This window comes from Limnohabitans sp. MMS-10A-192, from assembly GCF_003063335.1.
In the GTDB taxonomy this organism is placed as follows: Bacteria; Pseudomonadota; Gammaproteobacteria; order Burkholderiales; family Burkholderiaceae_C; genus Limnohabitans_A.
Genome location: NZ_NERX01000005.1, coordinates 37,584 through 59,975 on the forward strand (window position 1 = coordinate 37,584; position 22,392 = coordinate 59,975).

Here is a 22,392-nt window from a genome sequence, read left to right on the forward strand (position 1 = left end):
AAGGGCGTTGGTGTCAGTATTTCTCTGGAACGATCATGTCTTGCGGGACCGGGTGACGGATGTAGTCCGGGTTGCGCACGCGTCCGGGCAAATTGACTTGGGTGTGTTCGATCTCGTGATAAGGCACTTGGCCCAGCAGGTGGTCGATGCAGTTGAGCCGGGCTTTTTTCTTGTCCACGGCTTGCACCACCCACCATGGGGCTTCGGGAATGTGGGTGCGCTCGATCATGGTCTCCTTGGCGCGGGTGTAGTCTTCCCAGCGGCGGCGGCTCTCCAGGTCCATGGGGCTCAATTTCCACTGTTTGAGCGGGTCGTGGATGCGACCCAAAAAGCGGGCATGTTGTTCGTCGTCGGTTATGGAAAACCAATACTTCACCAACTGAATGCCGCTGCGCACCAGCATCTTCTCGAACTCGGGCACGGATCGGAAGAATTCTTCGTATTCCTCGTCGTTGCAAAACCCCATGACCCGTTCAACTCCTGCTCGGTTGTACCAGCTGCGGTCAAACAGCACGATTTCACCGGCGGCGGGCAAATGCGAGATGTAGCGCTGGAAGTACCACTGGGTTTTTTCACGGTCGTTGGGTGCTGGCAGGGCGGCCACGCGGCACACGCGAGGGTTCAGGCGCTGGGTGATGCGCTTGATCACGCCGCCTTTGCCGGCGGCATCACGGCCTTCAAACAGGATCACCATGCGGTGGCCGGTATGGACGACCCAGTCTTGCAACATGACCAATTCCGATTGCAGACGCAACAGCTCACGGAAATACTGCACGCGTTCGCTGGCCATTTCAGAGCTCGATGTCAGGTTGTTGGTCAGTCGATCATCCAACTCCATTTCGAGTTCTTCATCCAGGCTGTCGAGCAGGTCTTCGCGCAATTGGCGCATTTGCGCTTCGTTGATGCTTGTAGGGTTGGTCATACGCAGTGCTTCAAAAATATTGAAATCACTCTGTCATGGCACGGTGTCAATTTGATGACATTCAAAAATGATCGAGGCGAAATTGTCATGACACTTTCATGACTGTGCTGCAGCATCAGGCAATCAGGGCAACGTGTCGTTGCCCAACACAAAGCCAACGATGCGTGTTTTTAACATCCAAACCCACCATGTCAGCGAAGAAGATCGCTTACCCGGAACCTTGCCCGTACAAGGTTTTGTCTGGATGGCCTTTGCCAGGCGTGAATTCGAGTTGCTGCAAGCGCAGATTCAAACGTGGTTGCAAGACGCCTGTGGGGTGGAGGTCTATGAGCTGCATCTGCAGGATGTGCTGAACAACCAACTGCCATCGCACTACGACTACACCTCGGACTACGATTTGTTGGTGTTCCGGCGTTTGGCGCGTGGGCGCTCTGAAACCGATTTGTCCAAGCCTGGCGAGGTCTTGCATCAGGAAAACCGCAAAGCAGGCCCGAGCATCTTGCGAAAGATCGACACCAGTCCGGTGGCTTTCTTGGTGTTTGACCGGGTTGTGATTTCGGTGCACCCGACCGATTGCGCGGTGCGCACGGTGTTTGCCAGCCGCTTGCTGAATGCGGCGCAGATGGCCCCGGCCCAAGCGGTGCACCGATTGCCGGTCAGTCCGGCCGACCTGATGCTGCGCATGGTCAGCAGCGTGGTGGATGGCTATCTGGATTTACGACGTGAGTTGACTCGGCAGTTGGACCACTGGCAAAGCGAATTGATCAATCCCCATGCACGCTTCAACAATTGGAGCGACTTGCTCAATGCTCGACTGACTTTGCACTATCTGGACGAGGTGTGTGAAGACCAGCGTGCTGCGATCAAGGACTGGATTGAGGCGTTGGACACATGGCAGGTCAGCGACACATCGACGCATGAAAACCTTGAAATGCTCCGGGTCCGTAGTCGAGACGTTTTGGAGCACATTGAGAGGGTGGTTCACCATGTGGGCCGTTTGGAGCAGAGTGCAGAGACAGCCGTTCAGATGCATTTCAATGCGCAAAGCAATCGCACCAATGAAATCATGCGAACGCTGACCGTGCTCACCGCGATCTTTTTGCCCTTGAATCTGATCACGGGCTTTTTTGGCATGAACTTTGAAAACTTTCCGATCTTGCATTCCGAGGAGGGCCTTTTCTTGACGGAGCTGTTCATGCTGGCGGTGGCCGTGGGTTTGGCCTGGGTGTTTTGGCGCAAGCGTTATCTGAGCACATAAAGTGGTTTGATCCAGATCATTGCTGGTGGTTTTCACAAAGGGATGACACGTGGAAGACTCTGGGATTACCCGTATGGTTCTTTAGGCATTAATTGGTTATCTTTTTCAAATCCGTTTGTTAAGACGATAGGCAACGAAAAACTACAAAAGGAAACAGTTGATGACCGCCACCCAAATTCAGAACGCCTTGGTGATTTGCACCATCCTGGGCTTTGCCACGATGGAGTTCGTGAGCCGACGCTACAAGCACAACGTCAATGCCACCACCAATGACACCAAGCTTGAAGTGCTGATGTTCCTGAGTGTTCTGGCGGTCACGCAGCCGCTGGCCATTTTGGTGACCTCCAAGCTCGGACATGCATTTTTTCCTGAATTCAAAGGTGTCTTGGCCGACATGCCCTGGTGGGGCATGGTGGGTGTGCTCTTGATCTTTGACGACATGACGCAGTATTGGTGGCACCGCCTGTCGCACTCGCCATTTTTGTGGCCCCTGCACCGCGCGCACCACTCGGCCGAGTACATGAGCATCCGCGTGACCTTCCGCAACAACTTCTTTTATTACCTGATGATGCCCGGGCTCTGGTTTGCCGGTGCATTGCTGTTCCTGGGTTTTGGCGGCATGGTCTATGCCCTGTACATCGCGGTCAAGTTGTTTGTGATTCTGGGTGCCCACTGTGCATGGCGTTGGGACGAGCCGCTGTACCGCATCCGTGCTTTGCGTCCGCTCATGTGGGTGTTGGAGCGCACCATCTCGACACCGGCCACGCATTGGGCGCACCACGCCATCACCAACAACGATGGCATCGGTCACTACAAAGGCAACTTTGGCAACCTGCTGTTCTTTTGGGACATCTTGTTTGGCAGCGCCCACATCACACGCCAATACCCCGCCAAGGTGGGTTTGATCGATGACAAGTTGTTTGGCCAGGAGCGCTGGTACCACCAGATGTTTTACCCCTTGCTCCAGTCCAAGCGTGAACATTCGGCTTTGAAGTTTGGCGGCACCATTTACGCTGAACCCGACGTAACGGCGAAAAGCCACTGAGCGTTCTGCATCCATGACGCCCTGACCAGCTTCCCTGGTCAGGGCGTTTTCCATTCAAGCCCGACGGGCCCGGTGCTGGGCCAAGAGCCAATGCAGGCTCACGATCGCCAAGAGGCTGAGCCCTCCCGAGCCCAGTGCGATGGCCCACGGCCAAACCGACAAGGGCTCAAACTTGAGGGCCATGGCCAACCACGGCCACTGCATGCCCAACACCACCAACCCCCAGGCCAGCAAGATCACACCCCAGGCCGTTGGATTGGGCACGCGCAGGCTGGCCAAAAATTGGCCCGGTGGTGCGCGGTTGACCATGATCAGCGCGGCATAGCCCAAGACCAGGGTGACGAAGACCATGGCGCGGGTTTGTGCTTCGCTCCATGCGGGTGTGGCCCCGCCGTGGAGCCAGCCCTTGGCCCAGGCGTAGCTCAAACCCACGCAAGCCAGGACCAGCAGGCCTTGCGCCGAAGCCAAAGCGATGTCTTTCGCGCCAAACAGCGCGGCGCGGGTGTCGCGGGGTGGGCGCTGCATCACGTCCGCATCGGCGGGTTCATTTTCAAAGGCGATGGAGCAGGCCGGATCGATGATCAACTCCAGCAAAGCCACATGCAGCGGCAGCATCAGGGCGGGCCAAGCCATCACCATGGGGGTGAGCGCGATGCCGGCGATCGGGATGTGGATGGCAAAGATGTAGCGCATGGACTTTTGCAGGTTGCCAAAGATGCGGCGCCCCACGCGGATGCCCCGCACGATCGATGCAAAGTTGTCGTCCACCAGCACCAGGTCGGCGGCTTCGCGGGCCACATCGGTGCCGCGCAGGCCCATGGCCACGCCCACATGCGCCGCCTGCAGGGCAGGGGCATCGTTGACCCCATCACCGGTCATGGTCACCACTTCGCCGTGTGCTTGCAGGGCTTGCACGATGCGCAGCTTTTGATGCGGCGAGATGCGGGCGCACACGCTGACCTGGGGCAGCAAGGCATGCAGGGCTTCGTCGCTGAGCTGATCGAGTGCATCGCCGGTCAAGGTCTGGCCGGGCGGCAAACCGGCTTGCTGTGCGATCACTTGTGCGGTGGCGGGGTAGTCGCCCGTGATCATGATGACGCGAATGCCAGCAGACTGGCATTCGGCCATGGCTTGCGGGATCTCGGGCCGCAAGGGGTCGGTCAGGCCAATCAGGCCCAACCATTCAAAGGCGAAGGCGTGGGCTGTTTCGGGCCAGTCATTGCCTTCAAATTGGCTTTGTGCCACGGCCAAGACGCGCAGGCCTTGTGCGGCCATGCGGTCGATGGTGTGGGACCAGGCTTGCCGATCGGCCTCGCTCAGGTGGCACAGGTCCATCACGGCTTCGGGCGCGCCTTTGGCGGACACCACGCGGTCCAGACCATCGTCGAATTGCCAGACGTGTGACATGGCTTTGAGTTGCGGGCTCAGGGCGTAGCTTTGCACCAGTCGCCAGTCGTCGCCGTGCAGGTGCGGGGTTTGCGCCAGATGGTTTTGCCCTGAGGTGTGAAAGGCCATCTCCATCGGGTCAAAGGGCTCTGGTGCGCTGGCCAAAATCGCGTGCTCCAAAAGCGCATGAAAAGCCTCAGGCAATGAAGACGCCGGTAGGGCCAAGGACGTGATCAGTGGTGCGTTGGCCGGCCCGACCGCCAGCGCTGTCACGGTCATGCGGTTTTGGGTCAGCGTGCCTGTTTTGTCGGTGCACAGCACCGTGGTGGCCCCCAGTGTTTCGATGGCATTGATGCGCCGGGTCAGCACGCCTTCACGCGTCAGGCGGTGTGCGCCCAGCGCCGGAAAGATGGTGAGCACCACCGGGTATTCTTCGGGCAAGATGGCCATGGCCAGGGCAATGCCCGACAGCAAAGCCGGTATCCACTGGCCCGAGCGCAAGCCCAGCGTGAGCACCATGGCAATGCACAGGAAAAGCACGATGACCGCCAGCCTTTGCACCAGCTGCGCGGTTTGCGCCTGCAGGGGTGTGGTGCCCGATGTCAGCTGATTGAGCGATTGGCCGATGCGCCCGATCTGGCTGCGCTGGCCGGTGGCAGTGACCCGGGCCATGCCTTGACCGCGCACGACGAAGCTGCCTGCATGGACCGCCTTGTCCTGTGCGTCGGTGGATTTGTTGACGGGCACCGATTCGCCGGTCAACAGCGATTCGTCGATTTGCAAGTTGTTGGCGCTGAGCAGTTGCCCATCGGCGGCCACGCGGTCGCCTTCGGACAAGACCAGCAAGTCGCCCGTGACCACCTCGCGCGCAGGCACTTGCAGTTTTTGGCCCGAGCGGATCACTTGGGCCTGCGCTTGCGTCAAGTCGCGCAGCGCCTGGATGGCGGCTTCGGACTTGCCTTCTTGGTAAAAAGTCAGGACCAGCACCGCGAGCACAAACACGGCCAGCGTGAGGCCTTCTGTCAAGTCACCCAGCACCATGTAGAGCACAGCGGCGGCCACCAGCAGAGTGAACATGGGTTGGCGCAGCATGTCCAGCAAGCGCTTTGGCAAAGAGCGGCGAGGCGCTTGCGTGATGTCGTTGGGACCGTCTTCGGCCAGGCGCGTGGCCGCTTGCGTTGTGCTCAGGCCCTCAAGGGTGTTAAGGTGGTTCTGTGTCATGGCGGGGTATCCGCCAATGTGCCGCAAGGCGCAGTGGCCTGGATTGACCCAAGTCATGAAAATGCATGCCTTCAGCGGACCGGTATTGAAAGGACGACCATGGACGACAACATCGGTGAATTTGTCAAGCGCATCCGGGCGCTGGAGGCGCAGATCGAGCAAGAGTTTCAGCAGCGGCGCCAGCAGTTGCAAGCGGATTTTGAAAACCGCAAGGTGCGGTTTGAAGCCGAAGTCCTCGCGCAGCAAAGGCGCTTCAAGGAAGGCGTTTTGCGCTATGTCCTCACCGCTGACTGGCGGCACGTCCTGAGCGTGCCCTTCATTTACCCGGTGCTCTTTCCGATGCTGCTGCTCGATGCTTTTGTGACGCTGTACCAGTGGGTGTGCTTTCCGCTGTACCGCATGCCACGCGTCAAGCGTTCAGACTATTTTGTGTTTGACCGCACGCATCTGGCCTATTTGAACGTGCTGGAAAAAATCAACTGCGCGTATTGCTCGTATGGCAACGGCTTGATCGCTTATGCCCGCGAAGTGGTGGGCTTGACCGAGCAGTACTGGTGCCCCATCAAACATGCCCGACGGGTTTTGCAGGCGCATCCCCATTACAGCGGGTTTGTGGATTACGGCGATGCCCAAAATTACCGCGACCAGTTGGAACAACTGCGCCAGCAACTCCAACAGCTGCAAGCCCCGGCAGGCGCCAAGCCGCTGTCACAGCTTGGACAGCCTGAAAGCGCAGGCCTGACTAAAGTGGCTGGCATGAAAACCTTTCAAACCATGGCCGATCTGGCCGCCTGCGTTGGCCAGGACGTGGCCACCACCGAATGGGTGGAGATCACCCAGCAACAAGTCAACCAGTTCGCCGATGCGACCGGAGACCACCAATGGATCCACGTCGATGTGGAGCGTGCCAAGCAAGGCCCGTTTGGCGGCCCTATTGCGCATGGCTTTTTGACGCTGTCTTTGTTGCCGCAGTTTTTTGACAAGACCGTTGAAGTGGCCGAGACCCGCATGGGTGTCAACTATGGCCTGAACAAGGTCCGTTTCATGGCGCCCGTGCTGGTGGGCAGCCGTTTGCGGGGCCACCTGCATTTGCATTCGGCCACCCCCATTGAGGGCGGACTGCAGGTGCAGTGGAATGTGACGATCGAGCGCGAGGGCAGCGACAAGCCCGTGTGCGTGGCCGAATCGCTGGCGCGTCTTTACCTTTGAGCTTGGGGCGCGTCCAAGAGCGCGCCGCCAAAGCCGTTTTGCCGCCAGGCCTCAAACACCGTCACGGCCACGGCGTTGGACAGGTTCAGGCTGCGCTGGCCTTCGCGCATGGGCAGTTTGATGCGCTGGGCCAGCGGGAAAGTCTCGCGCAATTCGGGTGACAGGCCGCGCGTTTCGGCGCCAAACACCAGCCAGTCACCGGGCTGAAACGCCACCGTGTGCGCCACGCGGCTGCCCTTGGTGGTCAGCGCAAACATGCGATCGGCAGCGGGTTGCTCGCTGGCCAAGAAAGCTTCCCAATTTTCGTGACGGCGCAAGGCAGCGTACTCGTGGTAGTCCAGGCCTGCCCGGCGCATGTGCTTGTCGTCCATTGAGAAGCCCAGTGGCTCAATCAAGTGCAGAGTGCAGCCGGTGTTGGCCGCCAGGCGGATGACGTTGCCCGTGTTGGGCGGGATTTCGGGTTCGACCAGGACGATATGAAACATGGCCGGTATTGTGCCCGTTGATCGCGGGCGGTCATCAAGCCTCGTCGGCCTCGGTGCGGGCCAGCACCACGGCGCTGATGTGGGCAGCGCCGGCTTGGCGCAAAACTTGTGCGGCCGTGTGCAGTGAAGCGCCGCTGGTCATGACATCGTCGACCAAGACGAGTCTTTGACCGCGAATTTCCGAAATCCTCAAAGGGTCGATCGCGAAAGCGCCGGTCAAATTGGCCAGCCTTTCTGCTCGGGGCAGGGTGCGTTGTGCGGGGGTGTGGCGTGTTCGCAGCAGCAGTCCCGGCGCTGTTTTGGATGCCGAGAGTTGGCGCGCCAGCAGCAGGGATTGGTTGTAGCCCCGTTCTGCCAAACGTTCGGCGGACAGTGGGATGGGCAGCACCCGGTCCGCTTGGGTCAGGGTGTCTTCGACCCAAGGGGCGCTCATCATCAGCTGCCCCAAGGGCCTGGCCCAACCGGCTTGTTGGTGAAACTTCAGCTGGGCGATCAAATCGGTCCATGGCCATGCATAGGCGGTTGCGGTCAGGCACAGGTCCAGTGGAGGCGGTGATCGCAAACAGGCGCCGCAGCGTTGTAGCTGTGTTGTTGCATTGGCGGGCAGTGGCAGTGCGCAGGTGCTGCACCGCGGCATGGGTTGTGCAAAGTGGCTGATGCAGTCTTCGCACAAGGGCGCATGTGGCCAGTTGCGGCACACCGCACATCGGCTGGGCAGCCAGCGCCAAACCCCACCGGGCTTTTGGAAGACTGGCGGCGGTGCCATCCCCCTGAACAGCTTCCATCCCATTTGGTCAATATACTTCGGCCACCGTCCTGTTCACAAGCGCCTTGTCTGACACGGCTTTGTGATTTCAGGTTTGATTTCTTGTTGGCTTTGCCCATGTCTGCACCCGAACGTCCTCCTTCACTTGATCCTGTTGCAGCAGCTCGCTGGGCTGGGCTGCCTGCTGCGAGCGCAGCTTCTCCTTGGCTGCACGAGGAGGTCGCCTCTCGCATGCAGGAGCGCCTGGATTTCATCAAGCTGCAGCCACAGCAGTGGGCGCACTGGGAGCCGCTGCGCGGTGGCCTGCAGGCACACCAGGCTTTGCAGCAGCGCTACAACCGAGCGGAGGTTTGGTTGACGAGTGCTTGCAAGTCACAGGCCGATGCCGCGCAAGCTGCCTTGAAGGCTTCTTGGTGGCAAGCTGCCCGTTGGACTGGCCCACGCGTTCACCATGGGCTGCCGCCGGAGGGTTCGGTTCAGATGGTGTGGGCCAACATGCAGTTGCATGCGTCTGCCCAGCCGCAAGAGCTGCTTCAAAGCTGGCACAGGGCCTTGGCCGTGGATGGTTTTTTGATGTTTTCCTGTTTCGGTCCGGACACATTGCGCGAATTGCGTGCGATGTACGCCCATCAGGGGTGGCCCCAGCCTGCACACGAATTCACGGATATGCACGATTGGGGCGACATGCTGGTGCAGGCAGGCTTTGCCGAGCCCGTCATGGACATGGAACGCATCACCTTGACCTATGAAACGCCCGAGCGTTTGCTGGCCGAGTTGCGCGAGTTGGGCCGCAATCTGAATACCCAGCGGTTCGCTGGCCTGCGCGGTCGACGTTGGCGCCAACAACTGTTCGATGCATTGATGGCCTTGGCCAAGCCAGAGGAGGCAGGGCGCTTGTCTTTGAGCTTTGAGATTGTGTATGGTCATGCGCTCAAGCCCATGCCACGAGCCAAAGTGACACCCGAAACTGAAATCGGTCTCGCTCAAATGCGCCAGATGCTCCGGCGCTGATCTGACTTCTTGCATTGGCTTTGATTTTTATCAAAACCTTCCTGTAACTCGGTTAAAATTCGAGGCTATTTAGCCAAAGTGCGTGCCCTTGGGCGCGTTAGGTTATTGAAAGTTGACGCATGTCAAATCCGGTTTACCAGTTCGCACAGGTGTCCGGGCCTTCCATTGATTGGCGGCTCAGGCGCAATTGCTCGGTAACACCAGCCCAGTTGGGGTGGTTTTACGGTTCCTTGTGTGCGGTTTCGTTGGGTATTGGCTTATTCTTCTGGGTGCAGGGGGTTGCGCTGGTCCTGACGTTTGCCGGTTTGGAGCTCATGTTGGTGGGAGTGGCTTTTTTGGCCTATGCCCGTCATGCAACCGATGGTGAGTGGATTTCATTGCAAGGGCCTAATTTGGTCGTTGAGCTGGAAACCGCAGGCCGCCGCGAGCGGGCAGAGTTTGCGCGTCAATGGGTGAGGGTCGAGCCTGAATCGGGTGACCGCAGTCTGATCGAGTTGTCAGGCCAGGGTCGTTCGGTGCAGGTGGGGCGTTTTGTACGCCCGGAGCTCCGGCAAGTGCTGGCGCGAGAAATCAGAAGGGCCTTGCGTACTGCGTAAGGCCTGTGGCGTTTCAGGCGGTTGCCTGGGGTTGCCACTGGTGTGGGTTCAACAGAGACTTGGAAGTTAGTGAGAACTATGAAGATCATTTCCAACAAATTGGCTTCGCTGCTGTCGCGCGCGGGCATCTTCGCGGGCGCATGGCTGGCCACTGCAGCCCACGCTGTCAATGATTTGCCGGGCGGCCCTGCGGTCAACCAGCTGAACTTTGCAGCGCCAGTGACCAAAATCGCTGAAGAGCAACATTGGTTGCATTGGATGATGTTGATCATCTGTACCGTGGTATTCATCGCTGTTTTCTCGGTGATGTTCTATTCCATCTGGAAGCATCGTAAGTCGGTGGGCCACAAGCCTGCGACGTTCAGTGAGTCTGTGACGGTCGAAATTTTGTGGACTGCCGCACCATTCCTGATCGTGATTTTGATGGCCTTGCCTGCGACCAAAGTGCTCGTGGCCCAGAAAGACACCACCAACGCCGACTTGACCGTGAAAGTCACTGGCTACCAGTGGAAATGGGGTTATGACTACATCAAGGGTCAAGGTGAAGGTCTGAGCTATATCTCTACCTTGGACTCCACGCAGCGCGCCATGTCCAATGCAGGCAAGCCAGAAGGCGATAACTACCTGCTCAAAGTGGACAATCCTTTGGTTGTTCCCGTTGGTCAAAAAGTGCGTGTCATCACCACCGCCAACGACGTGATTCACGCCTTCATGGTGCCTGCTTTTGGCATCAAGCAAGACGCGATCCCCGGTTTTGTGCGTGACACTTGGTTTCGTGCCGAAAAGACGGGTGATTTCTACGGCCAATGCGCTGAGTTGTGCGGCAAAGAGCACGCTTACATGCCCATCCACGTGAAAGTGCTGTCTGCTGCTGACTACACCGCTTGGGTAGATGCCGAGAAGAAAAAACAAGCGGCCAAAGCCGATGATCCAGCCAAAGTCTGGGCCTTGGATGATTTGGCCAAGCGTGGCGAAAAAGTGTATGCCGCCAACTGTGCCGCCTGCCACCAAGCCAACGGCAAGGGCGCTGGTCCGATCAAGGCATTGGATGGCGCAGCTGTTGTTCTGGATGCCGATAAGGCCAAACAAATTGCTGTCTTGCTCAACGGTCAAAACAATGGAACCATGCCTGCATGGAAGCAATTGTCGGATACCGAGATCGCTGCAGTGATCACGTACACCAAAAACAACTGGTCCAACAAGACCGGGCAGATCGTGCAACCAGCCGAAGTGTTGGCCGCACGCAAGTAAGTCAGTACCGCATTAAATAAGAGGAAATCAAGATGAGTGCCGTTCTCGACCATCACGATCATGCCCACGACGACCACGGGCACGCACCTGCGGGCTGGCGTCGCTGGGTCTACGCGACCAACCACAAAGACATTGGTACCCTGTACCTCCTGTTCAGCTTTGCCATGCTCATGGTAGGTGGCGTGTTGGCTTTGTTGATCCGCGCCGAGCTGTTCCAGCCTGGCCTGCAGATCGTCAACCCTGAGTTGTTCAACCAATTCACCACCATGCACGGCATCATCATGGTGTTCGGCGCGATCATGCCCGCCTTTGTGGGCTTTGCGAACTGGATGCTGCCTTTGCAAGTGGGCGCCTCCGACATGGCCTTTGCCCGCATGAACAACTTCAGCTTCTGGCTGATGATCCCCGCAGCGTTGATGCTGGTGGGTTCGTTCTTCATGCCTGGCGGCGCGCCTGCTGCTGGCTGGACCCTGTACGCACCCCTGACTCTGCAAATGGGTCCTTCCATGGATGCTGGTATTTTCGCCATGCACATCCTGGGTGCTTCGTCCATCATGGGTTCGATCAACATCATCGTGACCATCCTGAACATGCGCGCGCCTGGCATGACCTTGATGAAGATGCCCATGTTCGCATGGACTTGGTTGATCACCGCTTACTTGCTGATCGCCGTGATGCCTGTTTTGGCTGGCGCGATCACCATGACTTTGACTGACCGTCACTTCGGTACCAGCTTCTTCAACCCCGCTGGTGGTGGTGATCCGGTCATGTACCAGCACATCTTCTGGTTCTTCGGTCACCCCGAGGTGTACATCATGATCTTGCCGGCCTTCGGCATCATCAGCCAGATCGTGCCCGCTTTCTCGCGCAAAAAACTGTTCGGCTACGCCTCGATGGTCTACGCCACTTCTTCGATCGCGATTTTGTCGTTCATCGTGTGGGCGCACCACATGTTCACCACCGGCATGCCTGTGACCGGTCAGTTGTTCTTCATGTACGCCACGATGTTGATCGCGGTGCCTACGGCTGTGAAGATCTTCAACTGGATCGCCACCATGTGGCGCGGTTCCATGACCTTTGAAACCCCCATGTTGTTTGCAGTGGGTTTCATCTTCGTGTTCACCATGGGCGGTTTCACCGGTCTGATTTTGTCGGTAGCACCCATCGACATCCAGATGCAGGACACCTACTACGTGGTCGCCCACTTCCACTATGTGTTGGTGGCCGGTTCCTTGTTCGCTTTATTTGCTGGTTTCTACTACTGGGCTCCCAAGTGGACCGGTGTGATGTACAGCGAAGGCCGCGGCAAACTGCATTTCTGGTGGTCGCTGATTTCTTTCAACGTCACCTTCTTCCCCATGCACTTCTTGGGTCTGGCGGGCATGCCACGTCGTTATGCCGACTACCCCATGCAGTTCACCGACTTCAACATGATCGCATCCGTAGGTGCCTTCTTCTTCGGTTTTGCTCAGGTTTACTTCTTCTTGTTCATCGTGGTGCCTGCCATGCGTGGTCAAGGCGAGAAAGCGCCTCAGAAACCCTGGGAAGCAGCAGAAGGCCTGGAGTGGGAAGTGCCATCGCCTGCCCCATTCCACACATTTGAGAATCCTCCCAAGCTGGACGCCACAGCGACCCGCGTGATTGGTTGATTCGACCATGGCCATGACACCTGAACAAAAGAAAAGCAATGTGCGCCTGGGCCTGATTTTGGCCACGGTGGCATTGGCCATCCTGGTCGGTTTTGTGGCCAAGCTGGTCTTGTTGCAACGCTGAGTTGATCTGATGAACCTGCGCAGTGAAAACCTGAAGATGGTGGGCAAGCTGGTGGTTGTGACCGCTGGGATGTTCTGCTTCGGCTACGCACTGATTCCGATTTACAAGCACATTTGTGAGATGACCGGGATCAACATTCTGTCCCTTTCCGAGCGCATGGTGCCCGGAAATGGCACAGCGGGTTCTCAGGTCAAATTACCAACCAACACGCAAGTTGATTTGAGCCGCACCATCACGGTCGAATTTGATGCGAATGCACGTGGCCCTTGGGATTTCAAGCCGGAAAAACGCTCGATCCAGGTGCACCCGGGCGAGCTCAATACCGTGATGTACGAGTTCCAGAATGTCCAGAATCGCCGGATGGCGGCTCAGGCCATCCCCAGCTACGCACCGCATCAGGCCGCCAGCCATTTCAACAAGCTCGAGTGTTTCTGTTTCAACCAGTACACCCTGGAGCCCGGGGAAAAGAAACGTTGGCCTGTGGCTTTCGTGATCGACCCCAAGTTGTCCAAAGACGTGACCACGATCACGTTGTCCTACACCTTCTTTGAAGTTGGTGGTAAGACGCCGGCTGCGCCTGTGGCGGCTGTGCTGGATCAAAAGCCGGGAGCGGGTTCATGACCGAACAGCGCAAGGGCTCCTTGATCCGCACTGTTCAGGCTGTGTTGTGGTCATTCATTGGTGTTCGCAAAAATTCGGATTACCAAAAAGATATTGAGAAGCTCAATCCCTTTCACATCATGGGTGTGGGCATTGCAGCTGCTTTGTTGTTTGTACTGGGGTTGATTGCCTTGGTCAATTGGGTCGTGGTTCAACCCACGGGTCTGTAAACCCCAATATTCGATTTAGAAAAGAGAGCAGGAGTCAGTATGAGTTCCACCGCACACGGCACTACGCCTTATTACTTCGTACCCCATGAGTCGCGTCACCCTGTGATGGCCGCCATCGGTTTGTTCTTCGTGATCCTGGGCGCAGGCCAATGGATCAACGGCTCAGGCTGGGGCATGTACGCGCTGTTTTTCGGCCTGATTTGGTGGTTGACGGTTTTGTACCAATGGTTCAAAGAATCCATCGCTGAAAGCGAAGGTGGTCAATACGGTCGCAAGATCGACCTGTCTTACCGCTGGAGCATGACCTGGTTCATCTTCTCTGAAGTGATGTTCTTCGGTGCGTTTTTCACCGCTTTGTGGTGGGCTCGTTCCCACTCGGTGCCTGCACTGGGCAGCCTTGAAAACGCATTGCTCTGGCCAGACTTCAAAGCGGTTTGGCCAAGCATGGTTGCAGGTGCGACCACTTCTCCTGCGGGCATTGTCGAGCCCTTCCAAACGATGGGCCCGTTTTGGCTGCCCACCATCAACACGGCTTTGCTGCTGACCTCAGGCGTGACCTTGACCATTGCTCACCACGCTATGCAACATGGTGAACGCAGTAAAACCATCAAGTTCATGTGGATGACTGTGCTGCTGGGTATTGTTTTCCTGTTTGTGCAGGGCTATGAGTACGCACATGCATGGAATGACATGAATTTGAAGATGTCCTCGGGCATTTACGGCTCAACCTTCTACATGTTGACCGGTTTCCACGGTTTCCACGTGTTCGTGGGCATGTTGATGCTCTTGTTCATTACCTTGCGTTTGCAAAAAGGCCACTTCACGCCTGAGCGTCACTTCGGTTTCGAGGGCGCTGCTTGGTATTGGCACTTCGTGGACGTGGTCTGGTTGGGTCTGTACATCCTGGTTTATTGGATGTAAGGCCTTCCAGCCTCAACAAAAAAGCGCCCCAGGGCGCTTTTTTGTTGCTGAGTCCTCAATGTATCAGGCGCCAGCAGGAATGCCCGTGGGTTGAATCCATCCCATCTTCCATGAAATCAATACACAGATAAAGAGCACAATCGACAAGCCAACCCTCAGTGCCAAAGCGGTGGCCATGCTGCCTTTGCGCGCTGGCTCCCCCTCTTGTCGCGGGGTGCCGCTGCGCATCATGTAGATCAGGGCGGAGACGAGGCTGGCCAAGATGGCCAAAAAAGCGAGTGCAACCAGTATTTTCATGAGCAACATTATCCGATGAGTCTGTCCCGAGCGTCTTTCCAAAGCATTTTGATTTTTGCCGCTGCCGCGTTGGGGATGGCTTTGACCTTTTCCTTGGGTATGTGGCAAGTCGGCCGTGGGTCCGAAAAGTTGGCGCTGCAGGCCGCCAAAGACGAGCGCGGCGCCATGACGGTACTCGATGGACGCAGTCTCTCCGCATCCATCTCGCCCACAGAGTTGAACGCTCTGATGCACCGACCAATGGTGCTCAGGGGACGATGGCTCAAAGCGCACACGGTGTACCTGGAAAACCGACAGATGAACGGGCGTGCTGGCTTTTACGTCATGACGCCGATGCAGCTCGATTCAGCAGACACTGTCGTTCTGGTGCAGCGTGGTTGGGCACCACGGGATTTCAATGACAGACAAGCACTGCCTTTGACGCAGACGCCCGAGGGGACGGTCGAAGTCACTGGGATATTGGCCCCTTGGCCGTCACGGCTGTACGATTTCGGCGGGGTGGAAGCCGGTGCCATACGGCAAAATCTAGACTTTGACGCTTTTCGACAGCAAACTGGTTTGGATCTGAAGGGTTTCACACTGATCCAAACGGGCGCAGTTTCCGAGGGGCTTGCGCGTGATTGGCCTGTGGTGGCGTCGGGTGTGGAAAAACACCAAGGATATGCTTTTCAATGGTTCGGGCTTTGCGCCCTGATCGCATCACTTTATGTCTGGTTTCAAATTGTCCAAGCACGTAGAAAAAAACGAATTGTCTGATGTACCTTTGGGCATGACCGTGCATGCTTTGCCGCTGCCAGCTGATGTCGCGCAAGCAGATGCGCAGCGCACCCATTCAGGCCGCTGGAAAATGCTGGCACTTTTGTTGGCCTGTGCTGCGCCTGTCATCGCTTCGTATTTCACTTATTACGTGGTCCGACCCGAGGCCCGTCGGCATTACGGCGAGTTGATCACGCCACAGGTTGACCTGCCGACCGCTCGTGCGCTCAATCTGCAAGGGCAAGAAGTCACTTTGTCCACCTTGAAAGGCCAGTGGTTGCTGGTCTCGGTGAGTTCTGCAATTTGTGCAGAGGCCTGCAAACAGAACCTCTATTTTCAGCGGCAATTGCGCGAAATCATGGGCAAGGAAAAGGACAGGCTAGAGCGTGTCTGGGTACTCACAGATGACGCGCCGGTGGACGCTACTTTGCTGCCCGCCTTGAACCAGGCCCACGTGCTTCGCGTAATGCCAGATGTTGTGAAAACTTGGCTGAGTCCCGCTGAAGGTCGTTCGGTAGAAGACCATTTGTATGTGATCGACCCCATGGGTCATTTCATGATGCGCTTTCCAGCGCACATGGATGTGGCGGGCGCCTCCAAAGCCAAGAAGGATTTGGACCGTTTGATGCGTGCCTCAGCCTTCTGGGATCAAGCTGGCCGGTGATGCACATGAGCACGGTGGACCTGTACAACCTCAACCCCATCTTGCAAGTGATGGGTGTCGGACTGGCATTGGCTGTGCTGCCCTTGGCGTGGTGGGTTTTGCGCCATCGCCATGCGTCTGCAGGGCGGCGCCTGCAAGCCCTGACCATGCTGACCCTGTTCCTGACCTTCGATCTGATCTTGTTTGGTGCCTTCACCCGCCTGACCGACTCGGGCCTGGGCTGCCCCGATTGGCCAGGCTGCTATGGCAGTGCCACGCCGGTGGGTGCGCAGCTGCACATCGAGGCGGCGCAATCGGCCATGCCCACAGGCCCTGTCACGCATGGCAAGGCATGGGTCGAGATGGTGCACCGCTACCTGGCCACAGGTGTGGGGGTTTTGATCCTGAGCTTGGCGGTGATGACCTGGCGCCAGCGCCGTCGAGACCCAGCGCAAGCCGTGAACCCCGGTTGGCCTACGTTCACTTTGCTGTGGGTCTGCCTGCAAGGCGCTTTCGGTGCCTTGACGGTCACCATGAAACTGTTTCCCGCCATCGTGACTTTGCATTTGCTGTTTGGCATCGGCTTGCTGGCTTTGCTGGCCGCTCAGGCGCTGCGGTATGACGGTTGGCAAAGCCTTGCGGTGTCACCTGCACTGCGCCGTGGGCTGTGGCTGGCCTTTGGCTTGCTTTGGCTGCAAATTGCTTTGGGCGGCTGGGTGAGCACCAACTACGCGGTGCTTGCGTGCACAGGCTTTCCGTCTTGCAACGGCACTTGGGTGCCCGCGCTCAATTGGCAGGGCTTCGCGCTGTGGCGCGATCTGGGCCACACCGTGGAGGGGCAGGTCTTGCCTTTTGCGGCTTTGACCACCATCCACTTCATCCACCGCAGTGCAGCTTGGCTTGTGTTGGCGGTGCTCATCAGTGTGGGCTGGCGTCTGCGTCGGGTTGCAGGCATGCAGCGCTTGGCGCAAGCCTTGTTGATTTTGTCCGCATTGCAGTTGGCCACGGGCCTGAGCAATGTGGTGTTGGACTGGCCTTTGGTGGCCGCGGTGTTGCACACCGGCGGGGCATCGGCCCTGGTGTTGGTGTTGACCTGGGCGCTGGGCATCAGCCGTTCAGATATTTCTGTGAGTTCACCGCGCACCGACGCAGGTGAGCGTTCTTCTTTTGACACAAGGCCTGCTGCATGACTGCTGCGACTGCTTCTCCCTCCGTCTGGCGCCAATACAACGCGCTGACCAAACCCCGTGTCATTCAACTGATCGTTTTTTGTGCACTGATCGGCATGGTGCTGGCCGTGCCTGGCGTGCCACGTTTACCGGAGGTGTTGTTGGGTTTTTGGGCTTGCCTAGGCATCTGGTTGGTGGCCGCAGCGGCGGCGGCTTTCAACTGCCTGGTTGAAAAAACCATCGATGCGAAAATGAAGCGCACCGCTTGGCGTCCCACCGCCAAAGGCGAGCTGAGCGACCGTCAGGCCTTGTTGTTTTCTGCTGCCCTGTGTGCGGTGGGCTCGGCCATTTTGTACCTGATGGTCAACCCGTTGACCATGTGGCTGACCTTTGCCACCTTTGTGGGCTACGCCATCATCTACACCGTGATCCTGAAACCGCTCACGCCGCAAAACATCGTGATCGGTGGCGCCAGCGGCGCCATGCCGCCGGTGCTGGGCTGGGCCGCCATGACCGGCGATGTGGGCCCGGAAGCGCTGATCTTGTTTTTGATCATCTTTTTGTGGACCCCGCCGCACTTTTGGGCGCTGGCGCTTTACCGCGTCGAGGACTACCGCAAGTCGGGCCTGCCCATGCTGCCCGTGACGCACGGTAACGAATTCACCCGTTTGCAGATCCTCTTGTACACGGTGGTTTTGATGGCCGCATGCCTGATGCCTTTTGTGTACGGCATGAGTTCCTGGCTCTACCTGATCGTGGCGGTGGTCTTGAGCATCGGCTTCATCGCGTATGCCGTGGCCTTGTTCCGTGCTTATTCTGACGAATTGGCCCGCAAGACTTTCCGCTTCTCCTTGATTCACCTCAGCGCCTTGTTCGCGGCGCTCTTGGTGGACCACTACCTTTTCTGAGTACCCATGAACAAACGTCAATTGCTCGGCGGATTCGCGCTCACAGCTGTGCTGGCTCTGAGCGGTTGCGGCCAGGACAAGCCTGCGTTCCGCGGCGTGGACATCACAGGCGCTGACTATGCCCAAGGCTGGGAACTGGCAGACCACAATGGTCAGGTCCGCACGCTCAAGGACTTTGCTGGCAAGGCCGTGATTGTGTTTTTTGGTTACACCCAATGCCCCGATGTGTGTCCGACCTCCATGCAGGAGCTGGCCGAGGTCAAACGCCTGCTGGGCAAGGACGGTGAGCGGCTGCAAGGCGTGTTCATCACGGTGGACCCTGAGCGCGACACGGCCGAGCTGCTCAAGGCCTACATGGCCAACTTTGATCCGAATTTTGTGGCTTTGCGTCCAACCTTGGAGCAATTGCCCAAGGTCACCAAAGACTTCAAGATTTACTACAAGAAGGTCGAAGGCAAAACGCCCACCAGTTACACCATGGACCACTCTGCAGGCAGCTTCACCTTCGACCCGCAAGGTCGGGTCCGCTTGTACAACCGTTATGGCAGCGGCGCAGCGGCCTTGGCCGAAGACGTCAAGATCTTGCTCAAGTGACGTCAGGTGACTGTCGGGGCGCTGGCGCCCCGGATCGGATCAATTGATCTGAATTTTCTGGCGCACGATGATGTCGCCCAGTGCCTTGGTATCGGCCTGAATGCGGTTGCGCAAACCCTCGGGCGATGAACCCACCACCTGCCAGCCTTGCTGGAACAAACGCGCACGCATCTCGGGTGAACGCACGATCTCGCTCACGGTCGCCGACAGTTTGTTCAGCACGGCAGACGGCATTGACGCTGGCGCAGCCACGGCGTTCCAGATCTCCAGCTGGTAATTCTTGACACCGATCTCGGCGAGGCTGCTCACATCGGGTGCCAGCGTGCTGCGGCCGGTGCTGGTGGTTCCGATGGCGCGCAGCTTGCCGGCGCGCACCTGTGTCAGGGCCATGGCGGGTGGCAGCAGCGATAACTGGACTTGACCACCCATCATGGCGTTCATGATTTGTGGGTTACCAGGGTAGGGCACATGCACCGGGTCAATGCCCGTTTGCGCCTTGAGCAACTCCATGCCCAGATGCGCCACGGTGCCCACGCCTGGAGAGCCATAGCTCAGCTTGTTGCCAGCTTGGCGGGCATCTGCCAGCCATTGGGCGGGTGTGCTGCCTGGGGCATTGGCCGGTGCAGCCAGCAGCAGGGGGGCGGTGCCGATCAGGCTCACCGGTGCAAGATCCTTCAAAGGGTCGTAAGGCACTTTGGGATTGAGGATGCGGGCAATCGTCATGTTGCCGTTGATCATCAAACCCACGGTGTGCCCATCGGTGGACTTCGCCACAAAGTCGGCAGCGATGTTGCCGCCTGCGCCCACCTTGTTTTCAACGATCACGGTTTGCCCCAAGGCCTTGCCCAAGGGTTCGGCCAGTGCGCGCGCTGTCAAATCGGGGCTGGAGCCAGCCGGAAAGCCAACCACCAGCTTGAGGGGCTGGCTGGGCCACTCGCCAGCGGCCTGCGCCACGGCAGTGACCAGACCGAAGGCCAGGGCCGCAGCGCTCAACAAGGAACGGCGGGAAAGAAAGGGCAGGGTGTGCAAGCGCATCAGGGGATCTCCAAAACATCTCAACAGCTGCCACTTTAGCGCAGACGCCTGAACCCTTTGCAAAGACGACCGCATGGGCGTTACACCAAAAAAAATACCCGGCCATGGCCGGGTACGGTGATTCAGGGTCATCGGGTTTTATGCGAACTCGACAAGCGCCTTTTTCATCTTCTTCATGGCCGCCACTTCGATCTGGCGGATGCGCTCGGCACTCACGCCGTACTCGGCTGCCAGGTCGTGCAGCGTCATGCCACCTGAGCCGTTGTCGTTGACCTTGAGCCAGCGCTCTTCCACGATGCGGCGGCTGCGTTCGTCCAGCGCGTTCAGCGCAGCAGCCAGGCCATCGCTGGCCATCACGTCGCGCTGGTGTGCTTCGATCATGGCGGTGGGTTCGTGGCTGCCATCGGCCAAGTACGCAATGGGGCCAAAAGCCTGCTCGCCATCGTCGGATGGTGCGGGGTCGAGCAGCACATCGCCGCCGGACATGCGCATTTCCATCTCGATGACTTCTTCGCGCTTGACATTCAGGCTGTGCGCCATCGAATCGACCTGCTCGGGCGTCAAGGTGTCGCGGTGCGTGCCTTCTTCGGCTTCGGCCTTGAAGCCTTGCTTCATGGAGCGCAGGTTGAAAAACAGCTTGCGCTGGGCCTTGGTCGTGGCGACCTTGACCATGCGCCAGTTTTTCAGGATGTACTCGTGGATTTCGGCCTTTATCCAGTGCAGTGCGTAGCTGACCAGGCGCACGCCTTGGTCGGGGTCGAAACGCTTGACGGCCTTCATCAGGCCCACATTGCCTTCCTGGATCAGGTCGCCGTGTGGCAGACCGTAGCCCAGGTATTGGCGCGACACGGACACCACCAGACGCAGGTGCGAGAGCACCAGCTTGCGGGCAGCTTCCAAATCGTCGTTGGCTTTGAGTTGGCGGGCGGCTTCTTGCTCTTCCTCGAGGGTGAGCATGGGCATGCGGTTGACCGCAGAGATGTACGCGTCCAGGTGACCCAGCGAGGGCACCACGGCCCATGGATTGCTCAGTGTCACCGCGGTGGCCGGGGAAATGGTTTGAGTAGTCATACCAGAACTCCTTTCAATCCATACATATTAGCACTCCCTGTGGGTGAGTGCTAATACCTGAAACACAGAAGCCGTGAGCAGGTGTAACAGGTAGAGCGTTCAATGCGCCATCAGCAGGCCTGAGGGGGCGCGGCCCAGCACGGCGGCTTGGTCAACGCCGTGGCGGGCGAAGGCGGCCAGCTTGTGGCCCGGCGAGTTCAGCCGGGCGGTGGTCATGGCTTCAGCTCAGCAAGGCCTGCGCGAATTCGCTGGCGTCAAAAGTTTCAAGGTCTTCCAGTTTTTCGCCCACACCGATGAAATACACCGGGATGGGTTTTTCGCGGGCGATGGCGCACAACACGCCACCCTTGGCCGTGCCGTCCAGTTTGGTCACGATCAGGCCCGTCAGGCCCAGTGTGTCGTCAAAAGCTTTCACTTGGGCCAAGGCGTTCTGTCCGGTGTTGCCGTCAATCACCAGCAGCACCTCGTGCGGTGCCGTGGCCTCGGCCTTTTGCACCACACGCTTGATTTTTTTCAGCTCTTCCATCAGGTGCAGCTGGGTGGGCAGGCGGCCTGCTGTGTCCACCAGCACCACATCGCGTCCGCGCGCGCGGCCTGCGGTCACGGCATCAAAGCTCACGGCCGCCGGGTCGCCGCCTTCCTGGCTGACGATCTCTACCGTGTTGCGGTCGGCCCAGACGGCCAACTGTTCACGCGCTGCTGCACGGAAGGTGTCGGCTGCGGCCAGCAAGACGCTTTGGCCGCCATCGGCCAGGTGTTTGGTGAGTTTGCCGATCGAGGTGGTTTTGCCCGCCCCGTTGACGCCAGCCACCATGATCACCGTGGGGTGGTGGGCGCCAATTTCGAGGGGCTTTTGCAAGACCCGCAGCAAGTCGGCGATGGCCTCGGCCAGCAGGCCTTTGACCTGCGCGGGCTCGGTGGCCTTGGCTTCCTTGACGCGGCGTTTCAAGTCTTGCAGCAGGTGTTCGGTCGCTTTGACACCGGTGTCGGCCATCAGCAAGGCGGTTTCGAGCTCTTCGTAGAGTTCGTCGTCGATGCGCGTGCCCGTGAACACCGTGGCGATGTTGGAGCCCGTCTTGCGCAGACCGTTTTTCAGGCGGTCCAGCCAGCCCTGGCGGGCGGGGGCTTCAGGCGCGGGCACCGCAGCAGGCGTGCTGGCGCTGGCCTTGTTTGCGGCGGTTGGGGCGGATTTCGCCGGCTCTGGCGGGGATTTTTTGCGGAAGAAACTGAACATGGTCTGGATTT

24 protein-coding genes are annotated in these 22,392 nt (G+C 58.4%); 16 read left to right on the forward strand and 8 right to left on the reverse strand.

Annotated features, from left to right (window positions below; all coding sequences use genetic code 11):
- Nucleotides 1–13 precede the first annotated feature (13 nt).
- On the reverse strand, nucleotides 14–922 hold the full coding sequence (ppk2, locus tag B9Z43_RS11510) for a polyphosphate kinase 2 (protein WP_108325707.1): 909 nt from the start codon (nucleotides 920–922) through the stop codon (nucleotides 14–16).
- A 160-nt stretch (nucleotides 923–1,082) separates the two neighbouring features.
- Between ppk2 and B9Z43_RS11515 the strand changes: the two genes are divergently transcribed.
- Complete coding sequence (locus tag B9Z43_RS11515) at nucleotides 1,083–2,180, forward strand: magnesium transporter CorA family protein (protein ID WP_108325710.1); 1,098 nt, start codon at nucleotides 1,083–1,085, stop codon at nucleotides 2,178–2,180.
- A gap of 160 nt (nucleotides 2,181–2,340) precedes the next feature.
- Entirely contained in the window at nucleotides 2,341–3,225 is an 885-nt protein-coding gene (locus tag B9Z43_RS11520; protein WP_108325713.1) for a sterol desaturase family protein, read from the forward strand.
- 54 nt (nucleotides 3,226–3,279) lie between these two features.
- Here B9Z43_RS11520 and B9Z43_RS11525 read toward each other — a convergent pair whose 3' ends face one another.
- Nucleotides 3,280–5,832: a cation-translocating P-type ATPase gene (locus B9Z43_RS11525; RefSeq protein ID WP_108326087.1), complete on the reverse strand. Its 2,553-nt coding sequence runs from the start codon at nucleotides 5,830–5,832 to the stop codon at nucleotides 3,280–3,282.
- A gap of 756 nt (nucleotides 5,833–6,588) precedes the next feature.
- On the opposite strand from B9Z43_RS11525, the gene B9Z43_RS11535 reads away from it, so the two are divergent.
- Nucleotides 6,589–7,041 carry a MaoC family dehydratase gene (locus B9Z43_RS11535; RefSeq protein ID WP_108326090.1) on the forward strand — a complete coding sequence of 151 codons (453 nt, stop codon included), beginning with the start codon at nucleotides 6,589–6,591 and terminating at the stop codon, nucleotides 7,039–7,041.
- Here B9Z43_RS11535 and trmL read toward each other — a convergent pair.
- The gene (trmL, locus tag B9Z43_RS11540; RefSeq protein ID WP_108325715.1) at nucleotides 7,032–7,526 is read right to left on the reverse strand and encodes a tRNA (uridine(34)/cytosine(34)/5-carboxymethylaminomethyluridine(34)-2'-O)-methyltransferase TrmL; all 495 of its coding nucleotides are present in this window, start codon (nucleotides 7,524–7,526) and stop codon (nucleotides 7,032–7,034) included. The genes B9Z43_RS11535 and trmL overlap by 10 nt on opposite strands.
- Nucleotides 7,527–7,560: 34 nt before the next feature.
- A complete protein-coding gene (locus B9Z43_RS11545; RefSeq protein ID WP_233250108.1) occupies nucleotides 7,561–8,292 on the reverse strand; it encodes a ComF family protein in 732 nt (243 codons plus the stop codon).
- A gap of 117 nt (nucleotides 8,293–8,409) precedes the next feature.
- On the opposite strand from B9Z43_RS11545, the gene B9Z43_RS11550 reads away from it, so the two are divergent.
- From B9Z43_RS11550 to B9Z43_RS11580, 8 genes are all read left to right on the forward strand, one after another.
- The gene (locus tag B9Z43_RS11550) at nucleotides 8,410–9,303 is read left to right on the forward strand and encodes a biotin synthase (RefSeq protein WP_108326092.1); all 894 of its coding nucleotides are present in this window, start codon (nucleotides 8,410–8,412) and stop codon (nucleotides 9,301–9,303) included.
- A 119-nt stretch (nucleotides 9,304–9,422) separates the two neighbouring features.
- Nucleotides 9,423–9,899, forward strand: coding sequence for a DUF2244 domain-containing protein (locus B9Z43_RS11555; protein WP_108325720.1), 477 nt, complete (start codon nucleotides 9,423–9,425; stop codon nucleotides 9,897–9,899).
- A gap of 78 nt (nucleotides 9,900–9,977) precedes the next feature.
- Nucleotides 9,978–11,150 (forward strand): cytochrome c oxidase subunit II, encoded by a 1,173-nt coding sequence (gene coxB, locus B9Z43_RS11560; RefSeq protein WP_108325722.1) that lies wholly within the window; start codon nucleotides 9,978–9,980, stop codon nucleotides 11,148–11,150.
- Nucleotides 11,151–11,182: 32 nt separating this feature from the next.
- Entirely contained in the window at nucleotides 11,183–12,799 is a 1,617-nt protein-coding gene (gene ctaD, locus B9Z43_RS11565) for a cytochrome c oxidase subunit I (protein WP_108325724.1), read from the forward strand.
- A 7-nt stretch (nucleotides 12,800–12,806) separates the two neighbouring features.
- Nucleotides 12,807–12,923 carry a cytochrome oxidase small assembly protein gene (locus B9Z43_RS17410; RefSeq protein ID WP_369910224.1) on the forward strand — a complete coding sequence of 39 codons (117 nt, stop codon included), beginning with the start codon at nucleotides 12,807–12,809 and terminating at the stop codon, nucleotides 12,921–12,923.
- A gap of 9 nt (nucleotides 12,924–12,932) precedes the next feature.
- On the forward strand, nucleotides 12,933–13,544 hold the full coding sequence (locus tag B9Z43_RS11570; protein ID WP_108325727.1) for a cytochrome c oxidase assembly protein: 612 nt from the start codon (nucleotides 12,933–12,935) through the stop codon (nucleotides 13,542–13,544).
- Nucleotides 13,541–13,753 (forward strand): DUF2970 domain-containing protein, encoded by a 213-nt coding sequence (locus B9Z43_RS11575; protein ID WP_108325729.1) that lies wholly within the window; start codon nucleotides 13,541–13,543, stop codon nucleotides 13,751–13,753. Before B9Z43_RS11570 ends, B9Z43_RS11575 begins: the two co-directional genes overlap by 4 nt.
- A 39-nt stretch (nucleotides 13,754–13,792) precedes the next feature.
- Nucleotides 13,793–14,674 carry a cytochrome c oxidase subunit 3 gene (locus B9Z43_RS11580; protein ID WP_108325731.1) on the forward strand — a complete coding sequence of 294 codons (882 nt, stop codon included), beginning with the start codon at nucleotides 13,793–13,795 and terminating at the stop codon, nucleotides 14,672–14,674.
- A gap of 63 nt (nucleotides 14,675–14,737) precedes the next feature.
- On the opposite strand, the gene B9Z43_RS11585 is transcribed toward B9Z43_RS11580, so the two are convergent.
- On the reverse strand, nucleotides 14,738–14,971 hold the full coding sequence (locus B9Z43_RS11585) for a twin transmembrane helix small protein (RefSeq protein WP_199222303.1): 234 nt from the start codon (nucleotides 14,969–14,971) through the stop codon (nucleotides 14,738–14,740).
- Between the two features lie 15 nt (nucleotides 14,972–14,986).
- Here B9Z43_RS11585 and B9Z43_RS11590 point away from each other — a divergent pair, with 15 nt between their 5' ends.
- The 5 genes from B9Z43_RS11590 to B9Z43_RS11610 are packed head-to-tail and all read left to right on the forward strand — an operon-like array spanning nucleotide 14,987 to nucleotide 19,041.
- Nucleotides 14,987–15,727 carry an SURF1 family protein gene (locus B9Z43_RS11590; RefSeq protein WP_108326095.1) on the forward strand — a complete coding sequence of 247 codons (741 nt, stop codon included), beginning with the start codon at nucleotides 14,987–14,989 and terminating at the stop codon, nucleotides 15,725–15,727.
- A complete protein-coding gene (locus tag B9Z43_RS11595; protein WP_108325735.1) occupies nucleotides 15,678–16,391 on the forward strand; it encodes a hypothetical protein in 714 nt (237 codons plus the stop codon). Before B9Z43_RS11590 ends, B9Z43_RS11595 begins: the two co-directional genes overlap by 50 nt.
- Nucleotides 16,392–16,396: 5 nt before the next feature.
- Complete coding sequence (locus B9Z43_RS11600; RefSeq protein WP_108326098.1) at nucleotides 16,397–17,560, forward strand: heme A synthase; 1,164 nt, start codon at nucleotides 16,397–16,399, stop codon at nucleotides 17,558–17,560.
- The gene (cyoE, locus tag B9Z43_RS11605; RefSeq protein ID WP_108325737.1) at nucleotides 17,557–18,447 is read left to right on the forward strand and encodes a heme o synthase; all 891 of its coding nucleotides are present in this window, start codon (nucleotides 17,557–17,559) and stop codon (nucleotides 18,445–18,447) included. The genes B9Z43_RS11600 and cyoE overlap by 4 nt, the downstream gene beginning before the upstream one ends.
- Nucleotides 18,448–18,453: 6 nt before the next feature.
- The gene (locus B9Z43_RS11610; RefSeq protein WP_108325740.1) at nucleotides 18,454–19,041 is read left to right on the forward strand and encodes an SCO family protein; all 588 of its coding nucleotides are present in this window, start codon (nucleotides 18,454–18,456) and stop codon (nucleotides 19,039–19,041) included.
- A gap of 39 nt (nucleotides 19,042–19,080) precedes the next feature.
- On the opposite strand, the gene B9Z43_RS11615 is transcribed toward B9Z43_RS11610, so the two are convergent.
- The 3 genes from B9Z43_RS11615 to ftsY form a co-directional block, all read right to left on the reverse strand.
- Nucleotides 19,081–20,076 carry a tripartite tricarboxylate transporter substrate binding protein gene (locus B9Z43_RS11615; RefSeq protein WP_108325742.1) on the reverse strand — a complete coding sequence of 332 codons (996 nt, stop codon included), beginning with the start codon at nucleotides 20,074–20,076 and terminating at the stop codon, nucleotides 19,081–19,083.
- 138 nt (nucleotides 20,077–20,214) lie between these two features.
- The gene (gene rpoH / locus B9Z43_RS11620) at nucleotides 20,215–21,147 is read right to left on the reverse strand and encodes an RNA polymerase sigma factor RpoH (protein ID WP_108325745.1); all 933 of its coding nucleotides are present in this window, start codon (nucleotides 21,145–21,147) and stop codon (nucleotides 20,215–20,217) included.
- 220 nt (nucleotides 21,148–21,367) lie between these two features.
- Nucleotides 21,368–22,381, reverse strand: a complete 1,014-nt coding sequence (gene ftsY / locus B9Z43_RS11625) for a signal recognition particle-docking protein FtsY (protein ID WP_108326100.1) — start codon at nucleotides 22,379–22,381, stop codon at nucleotides 21,368–21,370.
- Nucleotides 22,382–22,392: the final 11 nt, after the last annotated feature.